Here is a 22,908-nt window from a genome sequence, read left to right as displayed (position 1 = left end):
GGCGGCTTTCTTTTTTTCCTGCCGGGCGGCCTCGGGGGGCAAAACTACAATTGCCGCCCATGCCTCGTGTTTCCGTGGTCTGCTGGGTCGCCCTGTTCTGGGGATTCGCCGCCTTCTTTCCCATTGGCCTGAACTACGCCGCCTTCGCCGCGCTGGCCGCGTCCATGGCCTGGCAGGGCGATTGGCGCGTGCGTCTGCGGCGGCTGCGCGGCGAGCCCAACAGGTGGCCGGCCGGGCTGTTCCTCGGCTGGGGGCTGCTGGTGCTGGCCTTCGGCCCGCACTACCCCGAGACGGCCTCCAACGCTTTCCACGCGCTGCGCATCGTGCTCACGCTGGCGCTGGCGCTGGCGCTGTCACGCGACGAGGCGGTGTGGGCCCTGCGCGGCTTCTGGCTGGGCATCGCCGTGGCGCTGGCGCTGACGGCGCTGCACCTGGCGGTGGGGTTGCCTCCCGGCGTGCTGTGGGACAGCATCGTGCGCTACGGCGGCAACAAGTCGCTCGCCAACGCCGTGCTGCTGGCGCTGGCGGCCAGCACCGGGCTGCTGCTGCCGCCGCTGCTCTCGGGGCGCCAGCGCGTCTGGGCGCTGGTGCTGGCGCTGGGGGCGATGGGCGCGCTGGGGGCGGCGCTGTACTCGCGCACGGCGTGGCTGGTCGTCATCGTGGGGCTGCTGGCCGGCCTGCTGCACCAGTGGCGCGCGCAGCGCCGGCGCCTGCTGCTGGCGGTGGCGCTGGTCGCCGCGCTGGCGCTGGGCGCCGGCCTGCTGGTGCCGGGCGTGCGCGACCGGGTGGCGCAGGGCGCGCACGAGGTCGCCAGCGCCTACGCCGGCGAGCAGGTGACGCGAAACAGCAGCTGGGGCGTGCGCTTTCGCATGTACACCGAGACGCTGGCCATGGTGCGCGAGCGCCCGGTGGCCGGCTGGGGCATCGGCGGCTGGAGCGAGCAGTGGAAGGCGCGCGTGGAGCCCGAGCTGGCCAGCGCCAACATGCCGCACAACGACTTCCTGTGGATGGGCGCGCAGGCCGGCGTGCCGGGCGCGCTGCTGCTGCTGTGGCTGGTGGCCGCCGGCCTGCCGCGCGCCTGGCGCCGCCACGACATGAGCGGCCGCCTGGGCGTGGTGGCGCTGCTGTCGATGCTGCTGGCGGTGGCCGCCAACTCGGCCCTGCGCGATGCGTCGATCGGGCTCAGCGTGTGGTTCGTGGTGCTGGTGTTCCAGCGGCTGTCCACCGAGCCCGAAGACGTGTGGCGCGAGGTGCTGCCCGGCGCTTAGCGCTCCTGATTAAATAGCTGCCAGCGCTTGTTGGGCAAGCGCTGGAGGCCGATTTGGCTAGTGCCCCGACTTGACCACCTCGCCCGCGGCCAGCCGGTACACCGTGCCGCAGTACGGGCACCTGGCCTCGCCGGTGTGGGCCACGTCCAGATAGACCCGGGGGTGCGAGTTCCACAGCTTCATGCCGGCCTTGGGGCTGGGGCAGAACACGCCGCCCTGCTCGTTCAGGTCGGCGGCGCGCAGTTCGACGACGGGGGTGCTCATGGGGGATTCCTCGCTCAGACCTTGGCCAGCCAGTGGGCGTACTTGGCGTTGCGGCCGTTCACGATGTCGAAGAACGCGCCCTGGATCTTCTCCGTCACCGGGCCGCGCTGGCCGGCGCCGATCTGCACGCGGTCGAGTTCGCGGATGGGCGTGACCTCGGCCGCGGTGCCGGTGAAGAACGCCTCGTCGCTGATGTAGACCTCGTCGCGCGTGATGCGCTTCTGCACCACCTCCAGCCCCAGATCCTGGGCGATGTGCAGCACCGTGTTGCGGGTGATGCCGTTGAGCGCGCCGGCCGAGAGGTCGGGCGTGTAGATGGTGCCGTCCTTCACCAGGAAGATGTTCTCGCCCGCGCCTTCCGACACGAAGCCGGCCGCGTCGAGCAGCAGCGCCTCATCGTAGCCGTCGTCCAGCGCTTCCATGTTGGCCAGGATCGAGTTGCTGTAGTTGCTGACCGCCTTGGCCTGCGTCATGGTGATGTTGACGTGGTGGCGCGTGTAGCTGCTGGTCTTGACGCGGATGCCGCGCTTCATGCCTTCCTCGCCCAGGTAGGCGCCCCATTCCCAGGCGGCGACCATGGCGTGGATGGTGTTGCCCCTGGGGCTGACGCCCAGCTTCTCGGAGCCGATCCACACCAGCGGGCGCAGGTAGCAGCTCTTCAGGCCGTTGGCGCGCACCACGGCCTTCTGCGCCTCGTTCAGCTGCTCGGGCGTGAAGGGGATCTGCATGCGCAGGATCTTGGCGCTGTTGAACAGGCGCTGGGTGTGCTCCTGCAAACGGAAGACGGCGGTGCCGCCGGCGGTGTCGTAGGCCCGCACGCCCTCGAACGCGCCGCAGCCGTAGTGCAGCGTGTGCGTCAGCACGTGGATCTTGGCGTCGCGCCAGTCGACCAGCTGGCCGTCGAGCCAGATCTTGCCGTCGCGGTCGGCCATGGAGAGGGCGGGGGTGCTCATGCGGGTGTCCTTGTGGGGTCGGATCGGAGGAACTGAAAAGCCGGGCGATTTTAAGCCGCGGGCGGCGGCTCGGCGGCCTCCGGCGGGCGCTCCAGCCGCCACGCCTTCAGGCGCCCGCCCGCGAATTCGGCCGTGACGTGCGACTGGCCCGGGTCGGTCCAGCGGTAGACCTCGGGCTGCGCGTCGGGCGCCGACAGCCGCTGGCCGAGCGCGCGCGTCAGCGCCACCACGTGCAGCAGCGGCTGGCCGGCTTTCAGCTTGGCGTTGAGCATGACGGCGCTGCCGACGTAGCCGACGGGGCGGTCGGCGGCGCGCTTCATGACGGTCAGCAGCCGCGTGTAGTACAGCAGGAACCACAGCAGCAGCGCGCTGGCCATCACCGCGATGCCCTGCCAGCCGCCGCCGCGCCAGGCCAGCGCGCCCAGCGCCACGGCGCCGGCCAGGGTGAGGAGGGGTCGGACATTCATGCGTGCATTGTCACTGAATATGAAAAATGGCCACAGCGCCCGCCAGACAAGCGCCGGAAGCTATGAAAACAGTAGCATTCAGTCCAGCCCGCGCACCAGCGCCATGGCCTCGTCCACCCGCTCCACGGCGTGGATCGTCAGGCCCTCGAAGGCGCGCTCGGCCTTCTTCGGCGCGTTGGCCCTGGGCACCACGGCCACCGAGAAGCCCAGCTTGGCCGCCTCCTTCAGCCGCTCCTGCCCGCGCGGCGCGGGGCGCACCTCGCCCGCCAGGCCGACCTCGCCGAAGGCGAGGAAGCCCTTGGGCAGCGGCTTGCCGCGCAGGCTGCTGGTGATGGCCAGCATCACCGCCAGGTCGGCCGCCGGCTCGCTGATGCGCACGCCGCCTACGGCGTTGACGAACACGTCCTGGTCGGCGCAGGCCACGCCGGCGTGGCGGTGCAGCACCGCCAGCAGCATCGCCAGGCGGTCGCGCTCCAGGCCCACCGACAGGCGCCTCGGGCTCGGGCCGCCGCCGTCCACCAGCGCCTGGATCTCCACCAGCATCGGCCGCGTGCCCTCCAGCGTGACCATCACGCAGCTGCCGGGCACCGGCTGCGCGTGCTGGCTGAGGAAGATCGCGCTGGGGTTGGAGACGCCCTTCAGCCCGCGCTCGGTCATGGCGAACACGCCGATCTCGTTGACGGCGCCGAAGCGGTTCTTGATGGCGCGGATCAGCCGGAAGCTGCTGTGCGTGTCGCCCTCGAAGTACAGCACCGTGTCCACCATGTGCTCCAGCACGCGCGGGCCGGCGAGCTGGCCGTCCTTGGTGACGTGGCCCACCAGCACCACCGCGCAGCCGCTGGCCTTGGCCCAGCGCGTGAGGTGCGCCGCGCACTCGCGCACCTGCGCCACGCTGCCGGGGGCGCTGGTGAGCTGGTCGCTGTAGACAGTCTGGATCGAGTCGATGACGGCCACCGCGGGCTGCTGCGCGGCCAGGGTGGCGAGGATCTTCTCCAGCTGGATCTCGGCCAGCACCGCCACCTGCGAGCCGGTGATGCCGAGGCGCCGCGCGCGCAGCGCCACCTGGGCGCCGCTTTCCTCGCCCGTCACGTAGAGGCTGGGCAGGCCCGAGCGCTGCAAGGCATCCAGCGCCTGCAACAGCAAAGTCGATTTGCCGATGCCCGGGTCGCCCCCGATCAGCACCACGCCGCCGGCCACGATGCCACCGCCCAGCACGCGGTCCAGCTCCGGCTGGCCGGTGGGCGAGCGCGCCACGTCCACGGCCTCGATGGCGGCCAGCGGCTGCACGGCGGCGGCGGGCGCCAGCGCGGCGAAGGCGCCGCCCAGGCGGTTCCTGCCGCCGGCCGCAGCTGGCTCGGCCACCGTCTCGACGAGCGAATTCCACGCCCCGCAGGCCGGGCACTTGCCCAGCCAGCGCGGGCTGCTGGCGCCGCATTCGTTGCAGGTGTAGGTGGTCTTGTCCTTGGCCATGCGGTGATCGTAGCCGGCTCGTCCGGCCGCGATGATTGCTACTCAGTTGATAGCTGCTAGCGACCGTCCGGCAAGCGCTGGAGGCCGATTTGACTGCTATCGTCATTCCCGCGCAGGCGGGAATGACGGGCCAATACGCTACCAGGGCCGCAGCCCGCCGGTCTCCGACGCCACCGGCGCCGCCGGCGCCATCGCGCGCGCCAGCACGTCGCGCGACATGGCCCGCGCCAGCTCCGGCTCGGCGAGGTAGACCTTGGCCGCCTCCTGCTCCAGCAGCTGCGCCTCGGTCTCGTTGTGGCCGCGCACCACGATCTCGATGGGCGGGTTCAGCGTGCGCGCGGTGGCGATCATCTGGCGGATGTTCAGCGTGTCCGGCGTGGTCACCACCAGCACGCGGGCGCGCGCGATGTGGGCCTGGATCAGCACCGCCGGCTCGGCCGCGTTGCCCCACACGGCGGCCAGGCCCTGCTCGCGCAGCCGCTCGACCAGTTCGCGGTTCTGGTCCGCCACCACGAAGGGCACGTCGTTGGCCTTGAGCTGCGCGGCCAGGCGCCGCCCCAGCCGCCCGTAGCCCACCAGCACCACCTGGCGCGAGAGGAAGCGCGCCTCGGTGCCCATCGGTAGCTCGGCCAGCGGGTCGTCGCGCTGCTCCAGCCGCCGCGCCAGCGCCGAATGCGCGTGCAGCCAGTGCAGCAGCGGCGCGATGGCGCGGAAGCTCAGCGGGTTGAGCGCGATCGAGATCAGCGCCCCGGCCAGCACCAGGCTGCGCGCCTCGGGCGGCAGCAGCTCGTGCTTGGTTCCCAGCACCACCAGGATGAAGGAGAACTCGCCGATCTGCGCCAGGCTGGCGCTCACCGTCAGCGCGGTCGCCAGCGGGTAGCGGAAGGCCAGCACCAGCGCGCAGGCCGCGAAGGACTTGCCCAGCACGATGATCAGCACCACCGCCAGCACCTGCAAGGGCCGCTCGATCAGTACCGCCGGGTCGAACAGCATGCCCACCGAGACGAAGAAGATCACCGCGAAGGCGTCGCGCAGCGGCAGCGATTCCTGCGCCGCGCGGTGGCTGAACTCCGACTCGCGCATCACCATGCCGGCGAAGAACGCCCCCAGCGCGAACGAGACGCCGAACAGCGCCGCCGACGAGAAGGCGATGCTCACCGCCGCCGCCACCACGCACAGCGTGAACAGCTCGCGCGAGCCGGTGCGCGCGACCTGCCACAGCACCCACGGGAACAGCCGCCGCCCCACCACCAGCATCAGCGCCACGAAGCCGCCCACCTGCAGCAGCGTGGCGCCCAGCGCGTGCCAGATCGGCGAGGCGCCTGGCGCCGCCGTGCCCGCCGCCGCGGCGCCGGCCCGGCCGCCCAGCGCCTCGGCCAGCGGCGGCAGCAGCACCAGCACCAGCACCATCGCCAGGTCTTCCACCACCAGCCAGCCCACCGCGATGCGGCCGGTGTGCGTGTCCAGCAGGCCCAGGTGTTCCAGCGCGCGCAGCAGCACCACCGTGCTGGCCACCGACAGCGCCAGCCCGAACACCAGCGCCGCGCCCAGCGGCCAGCCCCACCAGGTGGCCAGGCCGGCGCCCATCAGCGTGGCCGCCGCGATCTGCACCAGCGCGCCCGGCAGCGCGATGCGGCGCACGGCCAGCAGGTCTTGCAGGGAGAAATGCAGGCCGACGCCGAACATCAGCAGCATCACGCCGATCTCGGCCAGCTGGCCGGCGATGTCGCTGTCGGCCACGAAGCCGGGGGTGAACGGCCCGATGATCACGCCCGCCAGCAGGTAGCCCACCAGCGCCGGCACGCGCAGCCGCGCGGCGACGAAGCCCAGCACCAGCGCCAGGCCGAGGGCGGCTGCGAGGGTCTGGATGAGGGCGCCGTGGGCCATGGGCCAATTTTGCAGGCAAACCGCGTCGGCGGCCGCGCACGCGCCGCCGCGCGCCGTGGCCGCCGGCCCCTGGGTTATCACCTAGGTCGAGCGGCGGCCCTTCATGAGGCAAACTGCGCCTCGCCACCCCCCTGTTTCCGGGACCAGATACATGATCGACAAGATTGCGGACTCCGTTGCCGAGGCGCTCTCCGGCGTGCAGGACGGCGCCACGGTGCTGATCGGCGGCTTCGGCACCTCGGGCAATCCCACCGAGCTGATCGACGGGCTGATCGCCCAGGGCGCGCGCGAGCTCACCGTGGTCAACAACAACGCCGGCAACGGCGAGACCGGGCTGGCCGCGCTGCTGAAGGCCGGGCGGGTGCGCAAGATCATCTGCAGCTTCCCGCGCCAGGTCGACAGCTGGGTGTTCGACGAGCTGTACCGCGGCGGCAGGATCGAGCTGGAACTCGTGCCCCAGGGCAACCTCGCCGAGCGCATGCGCGCGGCCGGCGCGGGCATCGGCGCCTTCTTCTGCCCCACGGCCTACGGCACGTCCCTGGCCGAGGGCAAGGAGACGCGCGAGATCAACGGCAGGCACTACGTGCTGGAGTACCCCATCCACGGCGACGTGGCCCTCATCAAGGCCGAGCGCGGCGACCGCTGGGGCAACCTGACCTACCGCATGTCGGCGCGCAACTTCGGCCCCGTGATGGCGATGGCCGCGCGCTTCACCGTGGCCTCGGTGCACGAGATCGTGGCGCTGGGCCAGCTCGACCCCGAGGCCGTCGTCACCCCCGGCATCTACGTGAACAAGGTGGTCCGGATCGAGCGCGTGGCCACCAGGGCCGGCGGTTTCAGGAATGCGGCCTGACAGGCACCCGGAGCAGGAGCAGCAAGCGTGAGCAGCTATCAAAAAAGAAGCAAGACGGCGCTGGCCCGGCGCGTGGCGCAGGACATCTTCGACGGCGCCTACGTCAACCTCGGCATCGGCATGCCGACCCAGGTGGCCAACTGCATTCCCGCCGGCCGCGAGGTGGTGCTGCAAAGCGAGAACGGCATCCTGGGCATGGGCCCCGCGCCCGCCGAGGGCCAGGAAGACTACGACCTGACCAACGCCGGCAAGCAGCCGGTGACGCTGCTGCCCGGCGGCTGCTACTTCCACCATGCCGACAGCTTCGCGATGATGCGCGGCGGCCACCTCGACGTCGCGGTGCTGGGCGCCTTCCAGGTCTCGGCCACGGGCGACCTCGCCAACTGGAGCACCGGCGAGGCCGGCGCCATCCCCGCCGTGGGCGGCGCGATGGACCTGGCCGTGGGCGCCAGGCAGACCTGGGTGATGATGGACCTGCTCACCAGGGCCGGCGAATGCAAGGTGGTGCGGGCCTGCACCTACCCGCTCACCGGGCTGGCCTGCGTCACGCGCGTCTACACCGACCTGTGCACGCTCGAATGCACGCGCGAGGGCCTGCGGCTGATCGACACCGTGGACGGCCTCACGCACGCCGAGCTGGAACGCATCGTCGGCCTGCCCATCCGGCGATAAGAGTCAAAATGGCCGTCAGCGCTTACTGGGCAAGCGTTGGCAGCTCACTTTTCAATAGTAATCTTCTGGAGATGCCATGACCCAAGCCTTCATCTGCGACGCCATCCGCACCCCCATCGGCCGCTACGGCGGCGCCCTCGCCAGCGTGCGCACCGACGACCTGGGCGCCATGCCGATCAAGGCGCTGATGGCGCGCAACCCCGGCGTCGACTGGGCGGCGGTGGACGACGTGCTCTACGGCTGCGCCAACCAGGCCGGCGAGGACAACCGCAACGTCGCCCGCATGGCCGCGCTGCTGGCCGGCCTGCCCGTCGACGTGCCCGGCGCCACCCTCAACCGCCTGTGCGGCTCGGGCCTGGACGCCGTCGGCAGCGCCGCGCGCGCCATCAAGGCCGGCGAGGCGCGGTTGATGATCGCCGGCGGCGTCGAGAGCATGAGCCGCGCCCCCTTCGTCATGCCCAAGGCCGAGAGCGCCTTCAGCCGCGCCAACGCGGTGTACGACACCACCATCGGCTGGCGCTTCGTCAACAAGCTGATGAAGGCGCAGTACGGCGTCGACGCCATGCCCGAGACGGCCGAGAACGTGGCCGTGGACCACAGGATCGAGCGCGCCGCGCAGGACAGGATGGCCCTGGCCAGCCAGCTCAAGGCCGTGGCCGCGCAGAAGGCCGGCCACCTGGCGCGCGAGATCACGCCGGTGACCATCCCGCAGAAGAAGGGCGACCCCGTGGTGGTGGACAAGGACGAGCACCCGCGCGAAACCAGCCTGGAGAAGCTGGCGTCGCTCAAGGGCGTCGTGCGGCCCGACGGCAGCGTGACCGCCGGCAACGCCAGCGGCGTGAACGACGGCGCCTGCGCGCTGCTGCTGGCCAATGAAGAGGCCGCCCGGCAATACGGCCTGACCCCCAAGGCGCGCGTGCTCGGCATGGCGGTGGCCGGCGTGGCCCCGCGCGTGATGGGCATCGGCCCCGCGCCCGCCGCGCGCAAGGTGCTGGCGCTCACGGGCCTGACGCTGGATCGGATCGACGTCATCGAGCTCAACGAAGCCTTCGCCGCGCAGGGCCTGGCGGTGCTGCGCGACCTGGGGCTGGCCGACGACGACCCCCGCGTGAACCCCTGGGGCGGCGCCATCGCCCTGGGGCACCCGCTGGGCGCCAGCGGCGCGCGCCTGGCCACCACGGCCGTGAACCAGCTGCACGCCCGGGGCGGGCGCTACGCGCTGTGCACCATGTGCATCGGCGTGGGGCAGGGCATCGCCGTCATTCTGGAGCGCGTGTGAAACAGCGTTCCTGAGCTTTTCCGCTTCGCGCCCTTAGCCGCGGCACCAGACCGCCCCCTTCCTTCCCCGAGACAAAAGGAAATCCACCATGACCGCCACCTCCCGCACCACCCGCCGCGCCCTGCTGGCCGGGCTGATGGCCGCCGCGCTGCCCCTGGGCGCGGCCGCCCAGAACTACCCCGCCAAGCCCATCACGATCATCGTGCCGTTCTCGGCCGGGGGCACCACCGACATCCTGGCGCGCGTGCTGGGCCAGGGCCTGACCACCGAGCTGGGCCAGTCCGTGATCGTGGACAACAAGCCCGGCGCGGGCGGCAACATCGGCGCGTCGCTGGCGGCCAAGGCGCCGGCCGACGGCTACACGCTGTTCATGGGCACGGTGGGCACGCACGCCATCAACCAGTCGCTGTACAGGAAGATGCCCTTCGATCCGGTCAAGGACTTCGCGCCGCTCTCGCTCGTGGCCAAGGTGCCCAACCTGCTGGTGGCCCACCCCAGCCAGCCGTTCAGGACGGTGCAGGAAATGATCGCCTACGCCAAGGCCAATCCCGGCAAGGTGACCTACGGCTCGCCGGGCGCCGGCTCGTCGCCCCACGTGTCGGGCGAGCTGTTCCGCAGCATGACCGGCGCCGATCTGCTGCACGTGCCCTACAAGGGCAGCGCCCCGGCGATGACCGACCTGCTGGGCAACCAGATCTCCATCATGTTCGACAACCTGCCCTCGGCCATCCAGCACGTGCGCTCGGGCAAGCTGCGCCCCATCGCCGTGACCACCGCCAGGCGCTCGCCCGAGCTGCCCGACGTGCCCACCATCGCCGAGGCCGGCGTGCCCGGCTACGAGGCCACCTCGTGGTTCGGCATGTTCGCCCCGGCCGCCACGCCCAAGCCGGTGCTGGACAAGCTGAGCGCCGCCATCGTGAAGGTGCTGGGCCAGCCCGAGGCGAGGAAGAAGATCGCCGAGCAGGGCGGCGAAGTGGTGGGCGATGCGCCCGCGCAGTTCGCCGCCTTCATTCAGGCCGAAGGGGTCAAGTGGAGCAAGGTGGTCAAGGCTTCGGGCGCGACGGCCGACTGATTCCCGCCGGCTGGTCAGCCCCAGCCCTCGGCCAGCGCGCGCGTGATCTCCGCCGCTGGCGCGCTGCGGCAGCCGCGCGCGTTCTGGCCGCTCCACAGCGGCGTGAAGTCGGTGCGGCCGGCTTTTTCCGCCGCCGCGCGCAGCGGGGCGATGGCGGCGGCGGCCAGGGGGAATTCGGGCGCGGCGGGGCACATCGGCCCCAGCTCGCGCATCGCGCGGTTGACGATGCCGCGCGCCGGCCGGCCGGTGAAGCCGTTGGTCAGCGCCGTGTGGCGCGCGGCCTCGCTTTGCAGCGCGGCGCGGTGCAGCGGCGTGGTGGCGGCCTCGTCGGCGCACAGGTAGGCCGTGCCCACCTGCACGCCGGCCGCGCCCAGCGCCCGCGCCGCGCGCACGCCGGCCGCGTCGGCGATGCCGCCGGCGGCGATCACCGGCACGCGCACGGCGGCCACCACCTGGGGCAGCAGGGCGAAGGTGCCGGGCTGCTCGGTCAGGTCCATGCTCAGGAAGTGGCCGCGATGGCCGCCCGCCTCCAGCCCCTGGGCGATGACGGCGTCCGCGCCGTGCTCCTCTAACCATAGCGCCTCGCGCACGGTGGTGGCCGACGACAGCACGAAAGCGCCCCAGGACTTGACGCGCGCCAGCAGCGCGGGCGCCGGCAGGCCGAAGTGGAAGCTGACCACGCGCGGCTTGAATTCCGCCAGCAGCTCGGCCGCCTCGGCGCTGAAGGGCGTGCGGCCGGGGCCGTCTGGCACGGCGCCGATGTCCAGGCCCAGCTCGTCGTAGTACGGCGCGAGCGCCGCCCGCCAGGCGGCCTCGCGCGCCGCGTCCGGCGCCGGCGGCGTGTGGCAGAAGAAGTTGACGTTGCAGGGCAGGCCGCTGGCCTGCAGGGCGGCCAGCTCGGCGCGCAGCGCATCCGGCGCCAGCATGGCGCAGGGCAGCGAGCCCAGCGCCCCCGCGCCGCCCACGGCCAGCGCCAGCCGGCTGCCCTGCGCGCCGGCCATCGGCGCCTGGATCAGCGGCCAGCGCGTGCCCAGCCGTTCAGCCAGCGTGTTCATGCCGGCCATGTTAGAGCGTTCCGCGCAGGGCTTTGAAGAACGGCTCGGCCCGCCCCGCCCCTCGGCGTTGCGCTCCTTGTGCGTACCGGCTACGCACGGCGGGGGCGTCGAAGTCGAGTGGGGTCATGTTTTTTCGCTCCAGAAGGCGGGCCAGCCGCCAGCGTAGCGTGCTGACGCGAAAGGGCTTGCATACCGGCCGGATATTTAATATATTAAATAAATGACCCGCACGCCCGCCTTCAAGCACCGCAACCTGCCGCTCCTGCTGCTGAAGGCGCGCGAGGCGCTGATGCACGGCCGGCGCCCCATGCTGCGCGCGCACGGCCTGTCGGACCAGCAGTGGCGCGTGCTGCGCGTGCTGGCCGACCCGGCGCACGCCGAGGGGCTGGACACCGGCCGGCTGGCGCGCGAGGCGCATCTGCTGGGCCCCAGCCTCACCGGCATGCTGGCGCGCATGGAGGCGGCCGAGCTGGTGCGGCGCGAGCGCCACGCCGGCGACGCGCGCCGCAGCGTGGTGCACGCCACGCCCGGGGGGCTGGCGCTGGCGGCCTCGCTGCAACACGCCATCGAGGCGCAGTACGATGTGCTGGAGGCGCACCTGGGCCGCTCCCGGCTGACGCAGCTCTACGCGCTGCTGGACGAATTGATCGCGCTGCAAGGCGACGACGCACAACAGGAGACAGACGACATGACCGACGCCGCATCCCCGCTGATCGAGTCCGCGGCATGACGTCGCCCGCCGCCCGCTGGCTGCCGTCCGGCACCGTGTACGGCCTGCTGCTGAACGCCCGGCGCGAGCGTGCGCTGTGGGCGCCGAAGATGGCCGAGCCGCCCTACAAGGCCGCGCCCCAGGCGCCGGTGCTCTACGTCAAGACCGCCAACACCTTCGCGCCCGACGGCGCCGCCGTCGCCGTGCCGGACGCGGCGTGGATCGGCCCGACGCTCGGGCTGGTGGTTGGCGATTATGCGTCTGATCGGCCCCCAGCGCATGCCAGTCAAGTGCCTGCAGCTATTGAAAGCATAGTATCCGCCTGCGTGCTGCTGAACGACCTCAGCCTGCCGCACGCCAGCTACTACCGCCCGGCGGTCCGCTTCCGCAACCGCGACGGCTTCCTGGTCTGCGGCGCGCGGCCTGTGCCGGCCGGCGACGTCGATCTGGGCGCGCTGAAGATCGAGGCGCGCGTCAACGGCGCGCTGGCGCAGACGCTCGACCTCGCCACGCTGGTGCGCGACGCCGCCACGCTGCTGGCCGACGTGAATGCGTTCATGACGCTGCGGCCCGGCGACGTGCTGATGCTCGGCACCGACTGCCTGGACGACGGCAGCCGCCCGCTGGTGCGCCCTGGCGACCAGGTCGAAATCCGCGCCGCCGGCTTCGCGCCGCTGCGCCACACGGTGGTGGGGGAGCCGAGCGACGCCGGGCCACCCCAAGGCGCGAGGGCCCCCTCGGGGGGCAGCGCAGACGCGGCAGCGGCAAGCGTGGGGGGCCGTTCATCATGAAACACGCCCGCATCGCCTGGGCCGGCGCCGTGCACGACGCCGTCGAATCCGACGGCCGGCTCGAACTGCTGACGCCCGCCTTCCGCGGCCGCCGCCTGTCGTTCGACGAGGTGGTCTGGCTGCCGCCGCTCGCCCCCATGCCGCCGCACCGCCCGCGCAGCGTGCTGGCGCTGGCCATCAACTACGCCGACCACGCGAAGGAGCTGGCCTTCAAGCCGCCCGAGGAGCCGCTGGCCTTCGCCAAGGGCGCGGCCTCGCTCATCGGCCACCGCGCCTTCACCGTGCGGCCCGACGGCGTGCGGAACATGCACTACGAGTGCGAGCTGGCCGTGGTCATCGGCCGCGAGGCGCGCCGCGTGAAGAAGGGCGACGCCTACGGTTTCGTGCGCGGCTACGCCGTGGCCAACGACTACGCCATCCGCGACTACCTCGAGAACTGGTACCGCCCCAACCTGCGCGTGAAGAACCGCGACACCTGCACCCCCATCGGCCCCTGGCTGGTGGACGCCGCCGACGTGCCCGACCCGATGCGCCTGAAGCTGCGCACCACCGTCGACGGCCAGGTGACGCAGCAGGGCACGACGGCCGACATGATCTTCGACGTGCCCACGCTCATCGAATACTTCAGCAGCTTCATGACGCTCCACCCCGGCGACCTGATCCTGACCGGCACGCCGGACGGCGTGGTGGACTGCCCCGCGGGCGCCGTCGTGGTGTGCGAGATCGAGGGCATCGGGGCCCTGCAGAACACCATCGTTTCCGAGCCCAGGTTTTGAACCAAATCGGGCGCCAGCGCCCGCCAGACAAGCGCGAGCAGCTATGAAAATCGATCATCTCATCAACGGCAAAGCGGTCGCCGGCAGCACGTATTTCGAGACCGTCAACCCCGCCACGCAGGACGTGCTGGCCGAGGTCGCATCGGGCGGCGAGGCCGAGGTGCACGCCGCCGTCGCCGCCGCCAAGGCCGCCTTCCCCGCCTGGGCCGGCCTGCCCGCGCCCGAGCGCGCCAGGAAGATCCGCGCACTGGGCGAGCTGATCGCCCAGCACGTGCCCGAGCTGTCGAAGACCGAGACCGACGACACCGGCCAGACCATCAGCCAGACCGGCAAGCAGCTGGTGCCGCGCGCGGCCGACAACTTCAGCTACTTCGCCGAGATGTGCGTGCGCGTGGACGGCCACACCTACCCCACGCCCACGCACCTGAACTACACGCTGTTCCACCCCGTCGGCGTGTGCGCGCTGATCAGCCCGTGGAACGTGCCCTTCATGACCTCCACCTGGAAGGTCGCGCCGTGCCTCGCCTTCGGCAACACGGCGGTGCTGAAGATGAGCGAGCTGAGCCCCCTCACCGCCGCGCGCCTGGGCGAGCTGGCGCTGGAGGCCGGCATCCCCGCCGGCGTGCTGAACGTGGTGCACGGCTTCGGCAAGGAAACGGGCGAGCCGCTGTGCGCCCACCCCGACGTGCGCGCCATCTCCTTCACCGGCTCCACCGCCACCGGCAACCGCATCGTCAAGACGGCGGGGCTGAAGAAGTTCAGCATGGAGCTGGGCGGCAAGAGCCCGTTCGTGATCTTCGACGACGCCGACCTGGACCGCGCGCTGGATGCCGCCGTGTTCATGATCTTCAGCAACAACGGCGAGCGCTGCACCGCCGGCAGCCGCATCCTGGTGCAGCAGAGCATCTATGCCGACTTCGCCGCGAAGTTCGCCGAGCGGGCGAAGAAGATCGTCGTCGGCGACCCGCGGGACGAGAAGACCATCGTCGGCCCGATGATCAGCCAGGGCCACCTCGCCAAGGTGCGCGGCTACATCGAGCTGGGCCCGAAGGAGGGCGCCACGCTGCTGTGCGGCGGCCTGGACCGCCCGGGCTACGCGGCCGAGCTGCCGGCCCGCGTGGCCAAGGGCAACTACATGTGGCCCACCGTGTTCGCCGACGTGGACAACCGCATGAAGATCGCCCAGGAGGAGATCTTCGGCCCCGTCGCCTGCCTGATCCCGTTCAAGGACGAGGCGGACGCTGTTCGCCTGGCCAACGACATCGAATACGGCCTGTCCAGCTACGTGTGGAGCGAGAACATCGGCCGCGCCCACCGCGTGGCCGCCGCCATCGAGGCCGGCATGTGCTTCGTCAACAGCCAGAACGTGCGCGACCTGCGTCAGCCCTTCGGCGGCACCAAGGCCTCGGGCACCGGGCGCGAGGGCGGCACCTGGAGCTACGAGGTCTTCCTGGAGCCCAAGAACGTCGCCGTGTCGCTGGGCTCGCACCACATCCCGCACTGGGGCGTCTGACGGTCTTCATGCAAGGAATGCCTATGAACCTGCCTGAACTTACCCGCCGCCGCTGCCTGCAAGCCGGCGCCGCCGCGCTGGCCGCGCCCTGGCTGGCGCATGCGCAGAATGCCTGGCCGTCGAAAGCCATCCGCTGGGTGGTGCCGTTCACGCCCGGCGGCACCACCGACGCGGTGACGCGCCTCGTCGCCACCGAGATCGCCCGCACGCTGGGCCAGCCCGTGGTGGTCGAGAACAAGCCCGGCGCCGGCACCGTGATCGGTGTCGACGGCGTCGCCAAGTCGGCGCCCGACGGCTACGCCTTCGTCACCGTGGCCAACAGCTTCTGCGTCAACCACACGCTGCTGAAGAAGCTGCCCTACGACAGCCGGAAGGACCTGCGCCCGGTGGCGCTGATGGGCCTGTCCGAGCATGTGCTGGCCACCCACCCGGCCAGCGGCCTGAAGACCGTGGCCGACATCGCGGCGCAGGCCAAGGCCGGCAAGCCACTGAGCTACGCCTCGTTCGGCCAGGGCACCTCGGCCCACCTGGCGGGCGAGATGCTCAAGACCGCGCTGGGCACGCCCGGCATCGTGCACGTGCCCTACAAGGGCCAGGCGCCGGCGCTGGCCGACCTGCTGGGCGGCCAGGTGTCGATGATGTTCGGCAACTGGCCCGAGTTCCGCGGCCACGTGCAATCGGGCAAGCTGGCCGCCATCGGCATGGCCACGGCCAGGCGTTCGGTCTACGCGCCCGACATCCCCACGCTGGCCGAGCAGGGCGCGGCGGTGGAGTCCAATTCGTGGAACGGCATGCTGGCGCCCGCCGGCGTGCCCGACGCCGTGGTGCAGCGCCTCAACCGCGAGGTCAACCAGGCGCTGCGCGCCCCCAGCGTGGCCGAGGCGCTGCGCCAGGGCGGCATTGCCGACAAGTCCGGCACGCCGGAGGAGTTCGGCGCCTTCATCCGCAGCGAGATCGAGCGCTACGCCGTGGTGATCCGCAAGGCCGGCATCACCGCCGAGTGATATGCATCCACGCGCCGCACCACGTCGTATGACAACTGAAGTTTGACGGCATACAATTTATCCATTTCGTATGTCAACAAAGGAGCCGCCATGCTGACGCTGCGTCTGCCCAAGGCCCTGGAGGCCGAATTTCTCGACTACTGCGAGCGCCACGGTCTGAGCAAGACCGAGGCCGGCCTGACGGCCCTGCGCAAGCTGCTGGTCGCCGAAAAGGCGCCGCTGCCCATTCCCGAGGACGATCCGCTGGCCAAGTGGATCGGCGTCATCAAAGGGGGGCCCAGCACCGATGAGTGGATGCGCATCACCCGTGGAGACGACTGGAACCGCCCGTGACACTGGTGGATACCAACGTCCTGCTGGACCTCTTCAAGCGCGACCCGGTTTGGATGCCGTGGTCGGCGCAGCGCTTGCGTCTGGGCCGGGACCAGGGGCTGGCCATCAACATCGTGGTCTACGCGGAACTGGTCGGCTATCCCGCCCTGGATTTCGATCTGGATGCTTTCCTGAGCGAGCAGTCGATTGCCGTTCTCGACATCAGCCGCGCCGCCGCGCGCGAGGCGGCCCTGGCCTTCCGGGGCTACCGCCAGCGGGGCGGCAGCCGCACGGGCGTGCTGCCCGATTTCTTCATCGGCGCCCAGGCGCAGGCCGAAGGCCGCCCCCTGCTGACGCGCGACGCCACACGCTACCGCACCTACTTCCCCACCATCGAACTGGTCAGCCCCTAGAAATCAACCATACGGAGACGAACCCATGGGACAACTGGCCCTCGCCGCCAAGATCACCCACGTGCCCAGCATGTACCTGAGCGAGCTGCCCGGCCCGCGCCAGGGCACGCGGCAGGACGCCATCGACGGCCACCTCGAGATCGGCCGGCGCTGCCGCGAACTGGGCGTGGACACCATCGTCGTGTTCGACACGCATTGGCTGGTCAACGCGGGCTACCACCTCAACTGCGCGCCGCACTGGCAGGGCGTGTACACCAGCAACGAGCTGCCGCACTTCATCAGCAACATGGCCTACGACTGCCCCAGCAACCCCGCGCTGGGGCGCCTGCTGGCGCAGGTGTGCAACGAGCACGGCGTGGAGACGCTGGCGCACGACCAGACCACGCTGGCACCCGAATACGGCACCCTGGTGCCCATGCGCTACATGAACGCCGACGGCCACTTCAAGGCCATCTGCGTGTCGGCGCTGTGCACCAGCCACTACCTCAACGACAGCGCCCGCCTGGGCTGGGCCATGCGCGAGGCGGTGGAGAAGCACTACGACGGCAAGGTGGCCTTCATGGCCAGCGGCTCGCTGTCGCACCGCTTCGCGCAGAACGGCATGGCGCCGGACTACGCCTTCAAGGTCTGGAGCCCGTTCCTGGAGCGGCTCGACCACGACGTGGTGCAGATGTGGCAAAAGGGCGAGTGGGCCGACTTCTGCGCCATGCTGCCCGAGTACGCCAGCAAGGGCCACGGCGAGGGCTTCATGCACGACACCGCCATGCTGCTGGGCGCCCTGGGCTGGTCGGCCTACGACGGCCAGGTGGAAGTGGTCACGCCCTACTTCGGCGCCTCCGGCACGGGGCAGATCAACGCCGTATTCCCCGTCACGCCGCAGGACGGCGGCGCGGTGCCGCCGCCCGAGGCCTCGCGCGCCGGGGCGTACAAGGCTTTCCCAAGACTATGAACACCCCCCTGAGTCGCCTTCGGCGCCTTCCCCCCTCTCCTGCGGGAGGGGGGACAACGCCAATGCCCGGCGCAGGTCCGGGCATGGCGTTCGCTGGCATGGCCTGCTCCGCGGCCTTCAGGCCCTTTGGATTTTGTGGGCTGCCGGCGATGCTTGGCGCCAGAGGGCATTGATATGCCGCACCTCGTCGTGCTCTACACCGGCAACCTCGACGCCGTGGTCGACATGCCCGCCCTGTGCCGCGAGCTGGCCGACGCCATGCTGGCCGTGCGTGACGAGGACGGCAAACAGGTGTTCCCCACCGGCGGCACGCGCGTGCTGGCCTACCCGGCGCCGCACTTCGCCGTCAGCGACGGCGGCGCGGCGGGGCGCGCGGCGGGCGACGGCAAGACCGGCGTGGCGACGGACGACCCGGGCGAATACGGTTTCATGTACCTCAACCTGCGCATGGGCCGCGGGCGCTCGGATGCTACACAAAAGAGAGCTGGTAGCGCTTTGTTGGCGAGCGCCAGGGCCCGATTGGACTCTGCAATGGCCACGCGCCACATCGGCCTGACGGTGCAGGTGGACGTGGGCCCCGAAGTCTTCGACGCCAAGCACAGCACCCTGCATCCCCTGTTCAACAAGACCTGACCCATGCTGACCGACGACCAGATCCAGCAGCTCGCGGGCGAGCTGCACCACAGCGAAACCACCCGCGTGCCCGTGGAGCACTTCTCCAAGCGCTTCCCCGGCATGACCGTGGAGGACGGCTACCGCGTCAGCCGCGCCTGGGTGGCGCGCCAGATCGCCGAGGGGCGCCGCGTCATCGGCCACAAGATCGGCCTGACTTCGCGCGCCATGCAGATCAGCAGCCAGATCGACGAGCCCGACTACGGCACGCTGCTGGACAGCATGCTGTTCACCGCCACGCCCGGCCAGGTGCTGGAAATTCCCGCCCGCCGTTTCATCGCCCCGCGCGTGGAGGTGGAGCTGGCCTTCGTGCTGAAGTCGCCGCTGCAAGGCCCGAACGTGGACGTGGAGCAGGTGCTGGCCGCCACCGACTACGTGACGCCCGCCATCGAGATCATCGACGCGCGCATCGAGCAGTTCGACCGCCACACCAAGGCCATGCGCAAGGTGTACGACACCATCAGCGACAACGCCGCCAACGGCGGCATCGTGGTCGGCGCCGGCCGCGCCGACGCGCGCGCCATCGACCGCCCCTGGGTCGGCGCCATCCTGCGCCAGAACGGCATGGTGGAGGAGACGGGCCTGGCCGCCGGCGTGCAGGGCGACCCGGCCATCGGCATCGCCTGGCTGGCGAACAAGCTGGCGCCCTGGGGCGAGTCGCTCCAGCCCGGGCAGATCGTGCTGGCCGGCTCTTTCACGCGGCCGGTAGCGGCCAAGGCGGGCGACGTGTTCGACGCCGACTACGGCCCGCTGGGCCGCCTGCAATTCAAATTCATCTGAAATGAACCCCAACCCTGCACGGATCACAAGCCCCTCTCCCCTCGCGGGAGAGGGGTTGGGGAGAGGGGGCGGCAACCAGCGCAACGCCAGTACCAGACAGCCCCTCTCCCCGGCCCTCTCCCGCAAGGGGAGAGGGAGCGATACCGCACCGCGCCATGGGCTGCGGGTGGTGCCTGGCGTCATGGACAACTGAAAGGAATCATGCAAACCCCCGTCAACGCTTTCAAGCAGGCCCTGTCCGAGGGCCGCCCGCAGATCGGCCTGTGGCTGGGCCTGGCCAACGCCTACACCGCCGAGATCTGCGCCGGCGCCGGGTTCGACTGGCTGCTGCTCGACGGCGAGCACGCGCCCAACGGCCTGACCGACGTGCTGGCGCAGTTGCAGGCCACCGCCGCCTACCCCGCGTCGCACCCCATCGCCCGCGTGCCGTTCGGCCACGGCGAGGCGGGCGCCGCGCTCATCAAGCAGTACCTCGACCTGGGCGTGCAGACGCTGCTGGTGCCGATGGTGGACACGCCCGAGCAGGCCGCCGCGCTGGCGCGCGCCACGCGCTACCCGCAGGACGACGGGCAGGGCGGCATCCGCGGCATGGCCGGCGCGCGCGCCTCGCGCTGGGGCCGCTACCCGCAGTACGCCAAGGAGGCCAACGAACAGGTGGGCCTGCTGGTGCAGGCCGAGACGCGGCTGGCCTTGCAGCACCTGGACGCCATCGCCGCCACGCCGGGCGTGCACGGCGTGTTCATCGGCCCGGCCGACCTGTCGGCGTCGATGGGCCACGTGGGCAACCCCGGCCACCCCGAGGTGCAGCGCGCCATCGAGGACGCCATCGCCCGCATCCGCCGCGCCGGCAAGGCCGCCGGCATCCTGTCCTCCGACGAGGCGCAGGCGCGCCACTACCTCGACCTGGGCGCGCTGTTCGTCGCCGTGGGGCTGGACACGCAGATCCTCGCCCGCCAGACCAGCGCCCTGGCCGCGCGCTTCAAGGGCGGCGCGCCCGCGCCGGCGCCCGTGGCCGGCAGCGTCTACTGAGCGCCATGCACCCCGATGAACTGAGCGCCCGCCGGCAGCTCGCCGCCTGCTACCGCATCTTCGCCCTGCTGGGCTGGACGGAGATGATCTACAACCACATCACGCTGCGCGTGCCCGACAGCGCCACAGGCGGCACGGCGACGGAAGGAGCCCGCGGGTCTCCGCACTTCCTCATCAACCCCTTCGGCCTGCACTACACCGAGGTCACGGCCAGCAACCTGGTCAAGGTGAACCTGGCCGGCGACGTGCTGGACGGCGCGCGCCACCCCATCAACCCCGCCGGCTACGTGCTGCACAGCACCCTCCACGCCGGCATCGAGGGCGCGCACTGCGTGATGCACACGCACACCACCGCCGGCGTGGCGGTGGCCTCGCTGGCCAGCGGGCTGTCGCAGAGCAACTTCTACAGCGCGCAGCTGCACGGCATGGTGGCGACCCACGACTTCGAGGGCATCACCATCCACGCCGAGGAAGGCCCGCGCGTGCTGGCCAGCATCGGCGACAAGCAGGCGGTGATTCTGCGCAACCACGGCCTGCTGAGCTGGGGCCGCACGCTGCCTCAGGCCTTCGCCGTGCTGTGGACCTTGCAGCGCGCCTGCGAGATCCAGCTGGCCACGCAGAGCATGGGCGCGCCGCTGCCCGTGCCCGAAGCGATCGCCGCGAAGTGCACGCGCGATTCGCTGCAATTCGACCCGCGCCACGGCGCCGGGCAGGACGTGTTCGACGCCCTGGTGCGGCAGATCGACCGGATCGACGATAGCTATAAAAACTGAAGCTGCTCGCGCTTGACTGGCGGGCGCTGGAGGCCAATTTGTTCAATAACATCTGCATCTACGGCGCCGGCGCCATCGGCGGCTGGATCGGCGCGGGGCTGGCCGCTGCGGGCCACGCGGTCAACGTGGTGGCGCGCGGCGACACGCTGGCGGCGCTGCGCGCGCACGGCCTGCGCTTGCGCGCGGGGGATGACGAGCGCGCCTTCCCCGTCACCGCCACCGACCAGCCGGCCGAGCTGGGCGCGCAGGACCTGATCGTCGTCGCCGTCAAGGCGCCGGCCCTGGCCGAGGTGGCGCGCGCCATCGGCCCGCTGATCGGCCCGAACACGGTCGTGCTGACGGCCATGAACGGCGTGCCCTGGTGGTTCCTGCACGGCTTCGGCGGCGCGCTGGCGGGGCGCACGCTGGCCTCGGTGGACCCGGGCGGCGCCATCGCGCGGGCCATCCCGGCCGCGCAGGTGGTGGGCTGCGTGGTGCACGCCAGTTGCGCGCTGGATGCGCCGGGCGTGGTGCGCCACCGCGCGGGCCGCGGCCTGATCGTCGGCGAGCCGGCGGGCGGCGCCGGCGCGCGCGTGCAGGCGCTGGCGGCGCTGCTGCAAGGCGCGGGCTTCGACGCCGCGCTGTCCGAGCAGATCCAGCGCGACGTCTGGTTCAAGCTGTGGGGCAACATGACGGTGAACCCCGTCTGCGCCATGACCGGCGCCACCTCCGACCGCGTGCTGGACGACGAGCTGGTGCGCGGCTTCCTCAGCGCCGTCATGCTGGAGGCGCGCGAGATCGGCGCGTGCGTCGGCGTGCCCATCGACCAGACGCCGGAAGACCGCCACGCCGTCACGCGCAAGCTGGGCGCGATGACGCCCTCGATGTTGCAGGACGTGCAGGCCGGCCGCGCGGTGGAGCTGGACGCGCTGGTGGCCTCGGTGCGCGAGCTGGGCCAGTTGACCGGCGTGGCCACGCCCTTCACCGACGCGCTGCTGGGCCTGTCGCGGCTGCATGCGCGCGTCAGGCACCTGTATCCGTGACCTTTTCCATCCGCGCTCCCGGCTTCGGCTTCTTCGCCCTGCTGCTGATCGCGCTGCTGATGGCCGCCAACCACGTGGCGGCGCGGCTGGCCTTCAACGACGGCCTGAGCGTGGCGACGGCCGTCACGGTGCGCAGCGTGTCCACCGCGCTGGTGGTGGGCGCGCTGCTGCTGGCGCGGCGCGTGCCGCTGTCGCTGAACGCGCGCCAGCGCAAGGCGCTGCCCGCCATCGGCGCGCTGGTGGCGGTGCAGAGCCTGTGCCTGTATTCCGCCGTGGCGCGGCTGCCGGTGGCGCTGGCGCTGCTGGTGTTCAACAGCTTTCCGCTCACCACCGCGCTGTGGGCGCGCGTGCTCTACCAGCACCGGCCCGAGCGCGCCGTGCTGCTGGCCATGCCCGTGATCCTGTTCGGCCTGGTGCTGGCGCTGGACGTGCTGGGCGCCGCCTCCGGCCTGGGCGCGGCGGGGCAGTGGCGGCGGATCGGCGTCGGCGTGGGCTTCGCGCTCGGCGCGTCGCTGGCCTTCGGGCTGGCGCTGGCGCTGACGCAGCACGAGGCCGGCGGCCTGGACGGGCGCGTGCGCACCTTCGGCACCATGAGCATGGTCGGCGTGCTGGCGGCCGCCGGCGCGCTGGCCACGGGCGGCTTCGCCTGGCCCGCAGGCAGCACCGGCTGGTGGGGGCTGGCGCTGCTGACGCTGCTGTACGGCACCGGCATCACCATCCTGTTCACCGTGCTGCCGCGCCTGGGCGTGGTGGGCAACTCGGCCATCATGAACGTCGAGCCCGTGTTCGCCCTGGTGCTGGCCTGGGCGGTGCTGGGCCAGGCCATCGCGCCGGTGCAGGTGCTGGGGGCGCTGCTGGTGGTGGGCGTGGTGATCTGGCTCGGGCTGCGCAGGCGCTGAGGCTACGATGCGTCACCTTTGCCACA

Annotated in this window: 25 protein-coding genes; 19 read left to right on the top strand and 6 right to left on the bottom strand. The window is 71.4% G+C overall.

Annotation, left to right across the window (positions count from 1 at the left end; all coding sequences use genetic code 11):
• The first annotated feature begins 59 nt into the window (after positions 1-59).
• Positions 60-1,268 (top strand): O-antigen ligase family protein, encoded by a 1,209-nt coding sequence (locus QM772_RS09800; RefSeq protein ID WP_415135919.1) that lies wholly within the window; start codon positions 60-62, stop codon positions 1,266-1,268.
• A gap of 57 nt (positions 1,269-1,325) precedes the next feature.
• Here the strand turns inward: QM772_RS09800 and QM772_RS09795 are convergent, their stop codons facing one another.
• The 5 genes from QM772_RS09795 to ybaL all read right to left on the bottom strand — a co-directional run bounded on the left by QM772_RS09795 (position 1,326) and on the right by ybaL (position 6,309).
• Complete coding sequence (locus QM772_RS09795; RefSeq protein WP_415135917.1) at positions 1,326-1,532, bottom strand: zinc-finger domain-containing protein; 207 nt, start codon at positions 1,530-1,532, stop codon at positions 1,326-1,328.
• Positions 1,533-1,546: 14 nt separating this feature from the next.
• Positions 1,547-2,485 (bottom strand): branched-chain amino acid transaminase, encoded by a 939-nt coding sequence (locus tag QM772_RS09790; RefSeq protein ID WP_415135915.1) that lies wholly within the window; start codon positions 2,483-2,485, stop codon positions 1,547-1,549.
• A gap of 50 nt (positions 2,486-2,535) precedes the next feature.
• A complete protein-coding gene (locus tag QM772_RS09785) occupies positions 2,536-2,952 on the bottom strand; it encodes a glycerate kinase (protein WP_415135913.1) in 417 nt (138 codons plus the stop codon).
• 78 nt (positions 2,953-3,030) lie between these two features.
• The gene (gene radA, locus QM772_RS09780; RefSeq protein WP_415135911.1) at positions 3,031-4,422 is read right to left on the bottom strand and encodes a DNA repair protein RadA; all 1,392 of its coding nucleotides are present in this window, start codon (positions 4,420-4,422) and stop codon (positions 3,031-3,033) included.
• A 138-nt stretch (positions 4,423-4,560) separates the two neighbouring features.
• Positions 4,561-6,309: a YbaL family putative K(+) efflux transporter gene (gene ybaL / locus QM772_RS09775; protein WP_415135909.1), complete on the bottom strand. Its 1,749-nt coding sequence runs from the start codon at positions 6,307-6,309 to the stop codon at positions 4,561-4,563.
• Positions 6,310-6,460: 151 nt separating this feature from the next.
• Here ybaL and QM772_RS09770 point away from each other — a divergent pair, with 151 nt between their 5' ends.
• From QM772_RS09770 to QM772_RS09755, 4 genes are all read left to right on the top strand, one after another.
• Positions 6,461-7,162 (top strand): 3-oxoacid CoA-transferase subunit A, encoded by a 702-nt coding sequence (locus QM772_RS09770; RefSeq protein WP_415135907.1) that lies wholly within the window; start codon positions 6,461-6,463, stop codon positions 7,160-7,162.
• Positions 7,163-7,189: 27 nt separating this feature from the next.
• Positions 7,190-7,834 (top strand): 3-oxoacid CoA-transferase subunit B, encoded by a 645-nt coding sequence (locus QM772_RS09765; RefSeq protein WP_415135905.1) that lies wholly within the window; start codon positions 7,190-7,192, stop codon positions 7,832-7,834.
• Positions 7,835-7,910: 76 nt separating this feature from the next.
• Complete coding sequence (pcaF, locus tag QM772_RS09760) at positions 7,911-9,113, top strand: 3-oxoadipyl-CoA thiolase (RefSeq protein ID WP_415135903.1); 1,203 nt, start codon at positions 7,911-7,913, stop codon at positions 9,111-9,113.
• A gap of 88 nt (positions 9,114-9,201) precedes the next feature.
• Entirely contained in the window at positions 9,202-10,185 is a 984-nt protein-coding gene (locus QM772_RS09755) for a tripartite tricarboxylate transporter substrate binding protein (protein ID WP_415135901.1), read from the top strand.
• A gap of 14 nt (positions 10,186-10,199) precedes the next feature.
• Here the strand turns inward: QM772_RS09755 and QM772_RS09750 are convergent, their stop codons facing one another.
• The gene (locus tag QM772_RS09750) at positions 10,200-11,240 is read right to left on the bottom strand and encodes an NAD(P)H-dependent flavin oxidoreductase (protein WP_415135899.1); all 1,041 of its coding nucleotides are present in this window, start codon (positions 11,238-11,240) and stop codon (positions 10,200-10,202) included.
• Between the two features lie 220 nt (positions 11,241-11,460).
• On the opposite strand from QM772_RS09750, the gene hpaR reads away from it, so the two are divergent.
• The 14 genes from hpaR (at position 11,461) to QM772_RS09680 (ending at position 22,882) form a co-directional block, all read left to right on the top strand.
• Positions 11,461-11,970, top strand: a complete 510-nt coding sequence (gene hpaR / locus QM772_RS09745) for a homoprotocatechuate degradation operon regulator HpaR (protein ID WP_415135897.1) — start codon at positions 11,461-11,463, stop codon at positions 11,968-11,970.
• Positions 11,967-12,740, top strand: a complete 774-nt coding sequence (locus QM772_RS09740) for a fumarylacetoacetate hydrolase family protein (RefSeq protein ID WP_415135895.1) — start codon at positions 11,967-11,969, stop codon at positions 12,738-12,740. Before hpaR ends, QM772_RS09740 begins: the two co-directional genes overlap by 4 nt.
• Positions 12,737-13,516, top strand: a complete 780-nt coding sequence (locus QM772_RS09735) for a fumarylacetoacetate hydrolase family protein (protein ID WP_415135893.1) — start codon at positions 12,737-12,739, stop codon at positions 13,514-13,516. The genes QM772_RS09740 and QM772_RS09735 overlap by 4 nt, the downstream gene beginning before the upstream one ends.
• Before the next feature lie 43 nt (positions 13,517-13,559).
• Positions 13,560-15,029 carry a 5-carboxymethyl-2-hydroxymuconate semialdehyde dehydrogenase gene (hpaE, locus tag QM772_RS09730; protein WP_415135891.1) on the top strand — a complete coding sequence of 490 codons (1,470 nt, stop codon included), beginning with the start codon at positions 13,560-13,562 and terminating at the stop codon, positions 15,027-15,029.
• Between the two features lie 23 nt (positions 15,030-15,052).
• Positions 15,053-16,033: a tripartite tricarboxylate transporter substrate binding protein gene (locus QM772_RS09725; protein WP_415135889.1), complete on the top strand. Its 981-nt coding sequence runs from the start codon at positions 15,053-15,055 to the stop codon at positions 16,031-16,033.
• Between the two features lie 90 nt (positions 16,034-16,123).
• Positions 16,124-16,366, top strand: a complete 243-nt coding sequence (locus tag QM772_RS09720; protein WP_415135887.1) for a hypothetical protein — start codon at positions 16,124-16,126, stop codon at positions 16,364-16,366.
• Positions 16,363-16,758, top strand: a complete 396-nt coding sequence (locus tag QM772_RS09715; RefSeq protein ID WP_415135885.1) for a type II toxin-antitoxin system VapC family toxin — start codon at positions 16,363-16,365, stop codon at positions 16,756-16,758. Before QM772_RS09720 ends, QM772_RS09715 begins: the two co-directional genes overlap by 4 nt.
• Before the next feature lie 25 nt (positions 16,759-16,783).
• Complete coding sequence (hpaD, locus tag QM772_RS09710) at positions 16,784-17,707, top strand: 3,4-dihydroxyphenylacetate 2,3-dioxygenase (protein WP_415135883.1); 924 nt, start codon at positions 16,784-16,786, stop codon at positions 17,705-17,707.
• A 174-nt stretch (positions 17,708-17,881) separates the two neighbouring features.
• Positions 17,882-18,340, top strand: a complete 459-nt coding sequence (locus QM772_RS09705; protein WP_415135881.1) for a 5-carboxymethyl-2-hydroxymuconate isomerase — start codon at positions 17,882-17,884, stop codon at positions 18,338-18,340.
• Positions 18,341-18,343: 3 nt separating this feature from the next.
• Positions 18,344-19,159 carry a 2-oxo-hept-4-ene-1,7-dioate hydratase gene (gene hpaH, locus QM772_RS09700; RefSeq protein WP_415135879.1) on the top strand — a complete coding sequence of 272 codons (816 nt, stop codon included), beginning with the start codon at positions 18,344-18,346 and terminating at the stop codon, positions 19,157-19,159.
• 201 nt (positions 19,160-19,360) lie between these two features.
• The gene (locus QM772_RS09695) at positions 19,361-20,188 is read left to right on the top strand and encodes an aldolase/citrate lyase family protein (RefSeq protein ID WP_415135877.1); all 828 of its coding nucleotides are present in this window, start codon (positions 19,361-19,363) and stop codon (positions 20,186-20,188) included.
• A gap of 5 nt (positions 20,189-20,193) precedes the next feature.
• Positions 20,194-20,961, top strand: coding sequence for a class II aldolase/adducin family protein (locus tag QM772_RS09690; RefSeq protein WP_415135875.1), 768 nt, complete (start codon positions 20,194-20,196; stop codon positions 20,959-20,961).
• Positions 20,962-20,999: 38 nt separating this feature from the next.
• Complete coding sequence (locus QM772_RS09685; protein WP_415135873.1) at positions 21,000-21,983, top strand: 2-dehydropantoate 2-reductase; 984 nt, start codon at positions 21,000-21,002, stop codon at positions 21,981-21,983.
• A complete protein-coding gene (locus QM772_RS09680; RefSeq protein WP_415135871.1) occupies positions 21,980-22,882 on the top strand; it encodes an EamA family transporter in 903 nt (300 codons plus the stop codon). The genes QM772_RS09685 and QM772_RS09680 overlap by 4 nt, the downstream gene beginning before the upstream one ends.
• The last annotated feature ends 26 nt before the right edge of the window (positions 22,883-22,908 follow it).

This window comes from Ottowia sp., from assembly GCF_047601385.1.
Classification (GTDB): Bacteria; Pseudomonadota; Gammaproteobacteria; order Burkholderiales; family Burkholderiaceae_C; genus Ottowia.
The sequence above is the reverse complement of the archived record's forward strand: the minus strand, read 5'-3'. Positions and strand labels throughout refer to the sequence as shown.

Coding starts and splice junctions, on each gene's coding strand:
- QM772_RS09800 (WP_415135919.1), top strand. CDS start 60: ATGCCTCGTGTTTCCGTGGTCTGCTGGGTCGCCCTGTTCTGGGGATTC.
- QM772_RS09795 (WP_415135917.1), bottom strand. CDS start 1,532: ATGAGCACCCCCGTCGTCGAACTGCGCGCCGCCGACCTGAACGAGCAG.
- QM772_RS09790 (WP_415135915.1), bottom strand. CDS start 2,485: ATGAGCACCCCCGCCCTCTCCATGGCCGACCGCGACGGCAAGATCTGG.
- QM772_RS09785 (WP_415135913.1), bottom strand. CDS start 2,952: ATGAATGTCCGACCCCTCCTCACCCTGGCCGGCGCCGTGGCGCTGGGC.
- radA (WP_415135911.1), bottom strand. CDS start 4,422: ATGGCCAAGGACAAGACCACCTACACCTGCAACGAATGCGGCGCCAGC.
- ybaL (WP_415135909.1), bottom strand. CDS start 6,309: ATGGCCCACGGCGCCCTCATCCAGACCCTCGCAGCCGCCCTCGGCCTG.
- QM772_RS09770 (WP_415135907.1), top strand. CDS start 6,461: ATGATCGACAAGATTGCGGACTCCGTTGCCGAGGCGCTCTCCGGCGTG.
- pcaF (WP_415135903.1), top strand. CDS start 7,911: ATGACCCAAGCCTTCATCTGCGACGCCATCCGCACCCCCATCGGCCGC.
- QM772_RS09755 (WP_415135901.1), top strand. CDS start 9,202: ATGACCGCCACCTCCCGCACCACCCGCCGCGCCCTGCTGGCCGGGCTG.
- QM772_RS09750 (WP_415135899.1), bottom strand. CDS start 11,240: ATGAACACGCTGGCTGAACGGCTGGGCACGCGCTGGCCGCTGATCCAG.
- hpaR (WP_415135897.1), top strand. CDS start 11,461: ATGACCCGCACGCCCGCCTTCAAGCACCGCAACCTGCCGCTCCTGCTG.
- QM772_RS09740 (WP_415135895.1), top strand. CDS start 11,967: ATGACGTCGCCCGCCGCCCGCTGGCTGCCGTCCGGCACCGTGTACGGC.
- QM772_RS09735 (WP_415135893.1), top strand. CDS start 12,737: ATGAAACACGCCCGCATCGCCTGGGCCGGCGCCGTGCACGACGCCGTC.
- hpaE (WP_415135891.1), top strand. CDS start 13,560: ATGAAAATCGATCATCTCATCAACGGCAAAGCGGTCGCCGGCAGCACG.
- QM772_RS09725 (WP_415135889.1), top strand. CDS start 15,053: ATGAACCTGCCTGAACTTACCCGCCGCCGCTGCCTGCAAGCCGGCGCC.
- QM772_RS09720 (WP_415135887.1), top strand. CDS start 16,124: ATGCTGACGCTGCGTCTGCCCAAGGCCCTGGAGGCCGAATTTCTCGAC.
- hpaD (WP_415135883.1), top strand. CDS start 16,784: ATGGGACAACTGGCCCTCGCCGCCAAGATCACCCACGTGCCCAGCATG.
- QM772_RS09705 (WP_415135881.1), top strand. CDS start 17,882: ATGCCGCACCTCGTCGTGCTCTACACCGGCAACCTCGACGCCGTGGTC.
- hpaH (WP_415135879.1), top strand. CDS start 18,344: ATGCTGACCGACGACCAGATCCAGCAGCTCGCGGGCGAGCTGCACCAC.
- QM772_RS09695 (WP_415135877.1), top strand. CDS start 19,361: ATGCAAACCCCCGTCAACGCTTTCAAGCAGGCCCTGTCCGAGGGCCGC.
- QM772_RS09690 (WP_415135875.1), top strand. CDS start 20,194: ATGCACCCCGATGAACTGAGCGCCCGCCGGCAGCTCGCCGCCTGCTAC.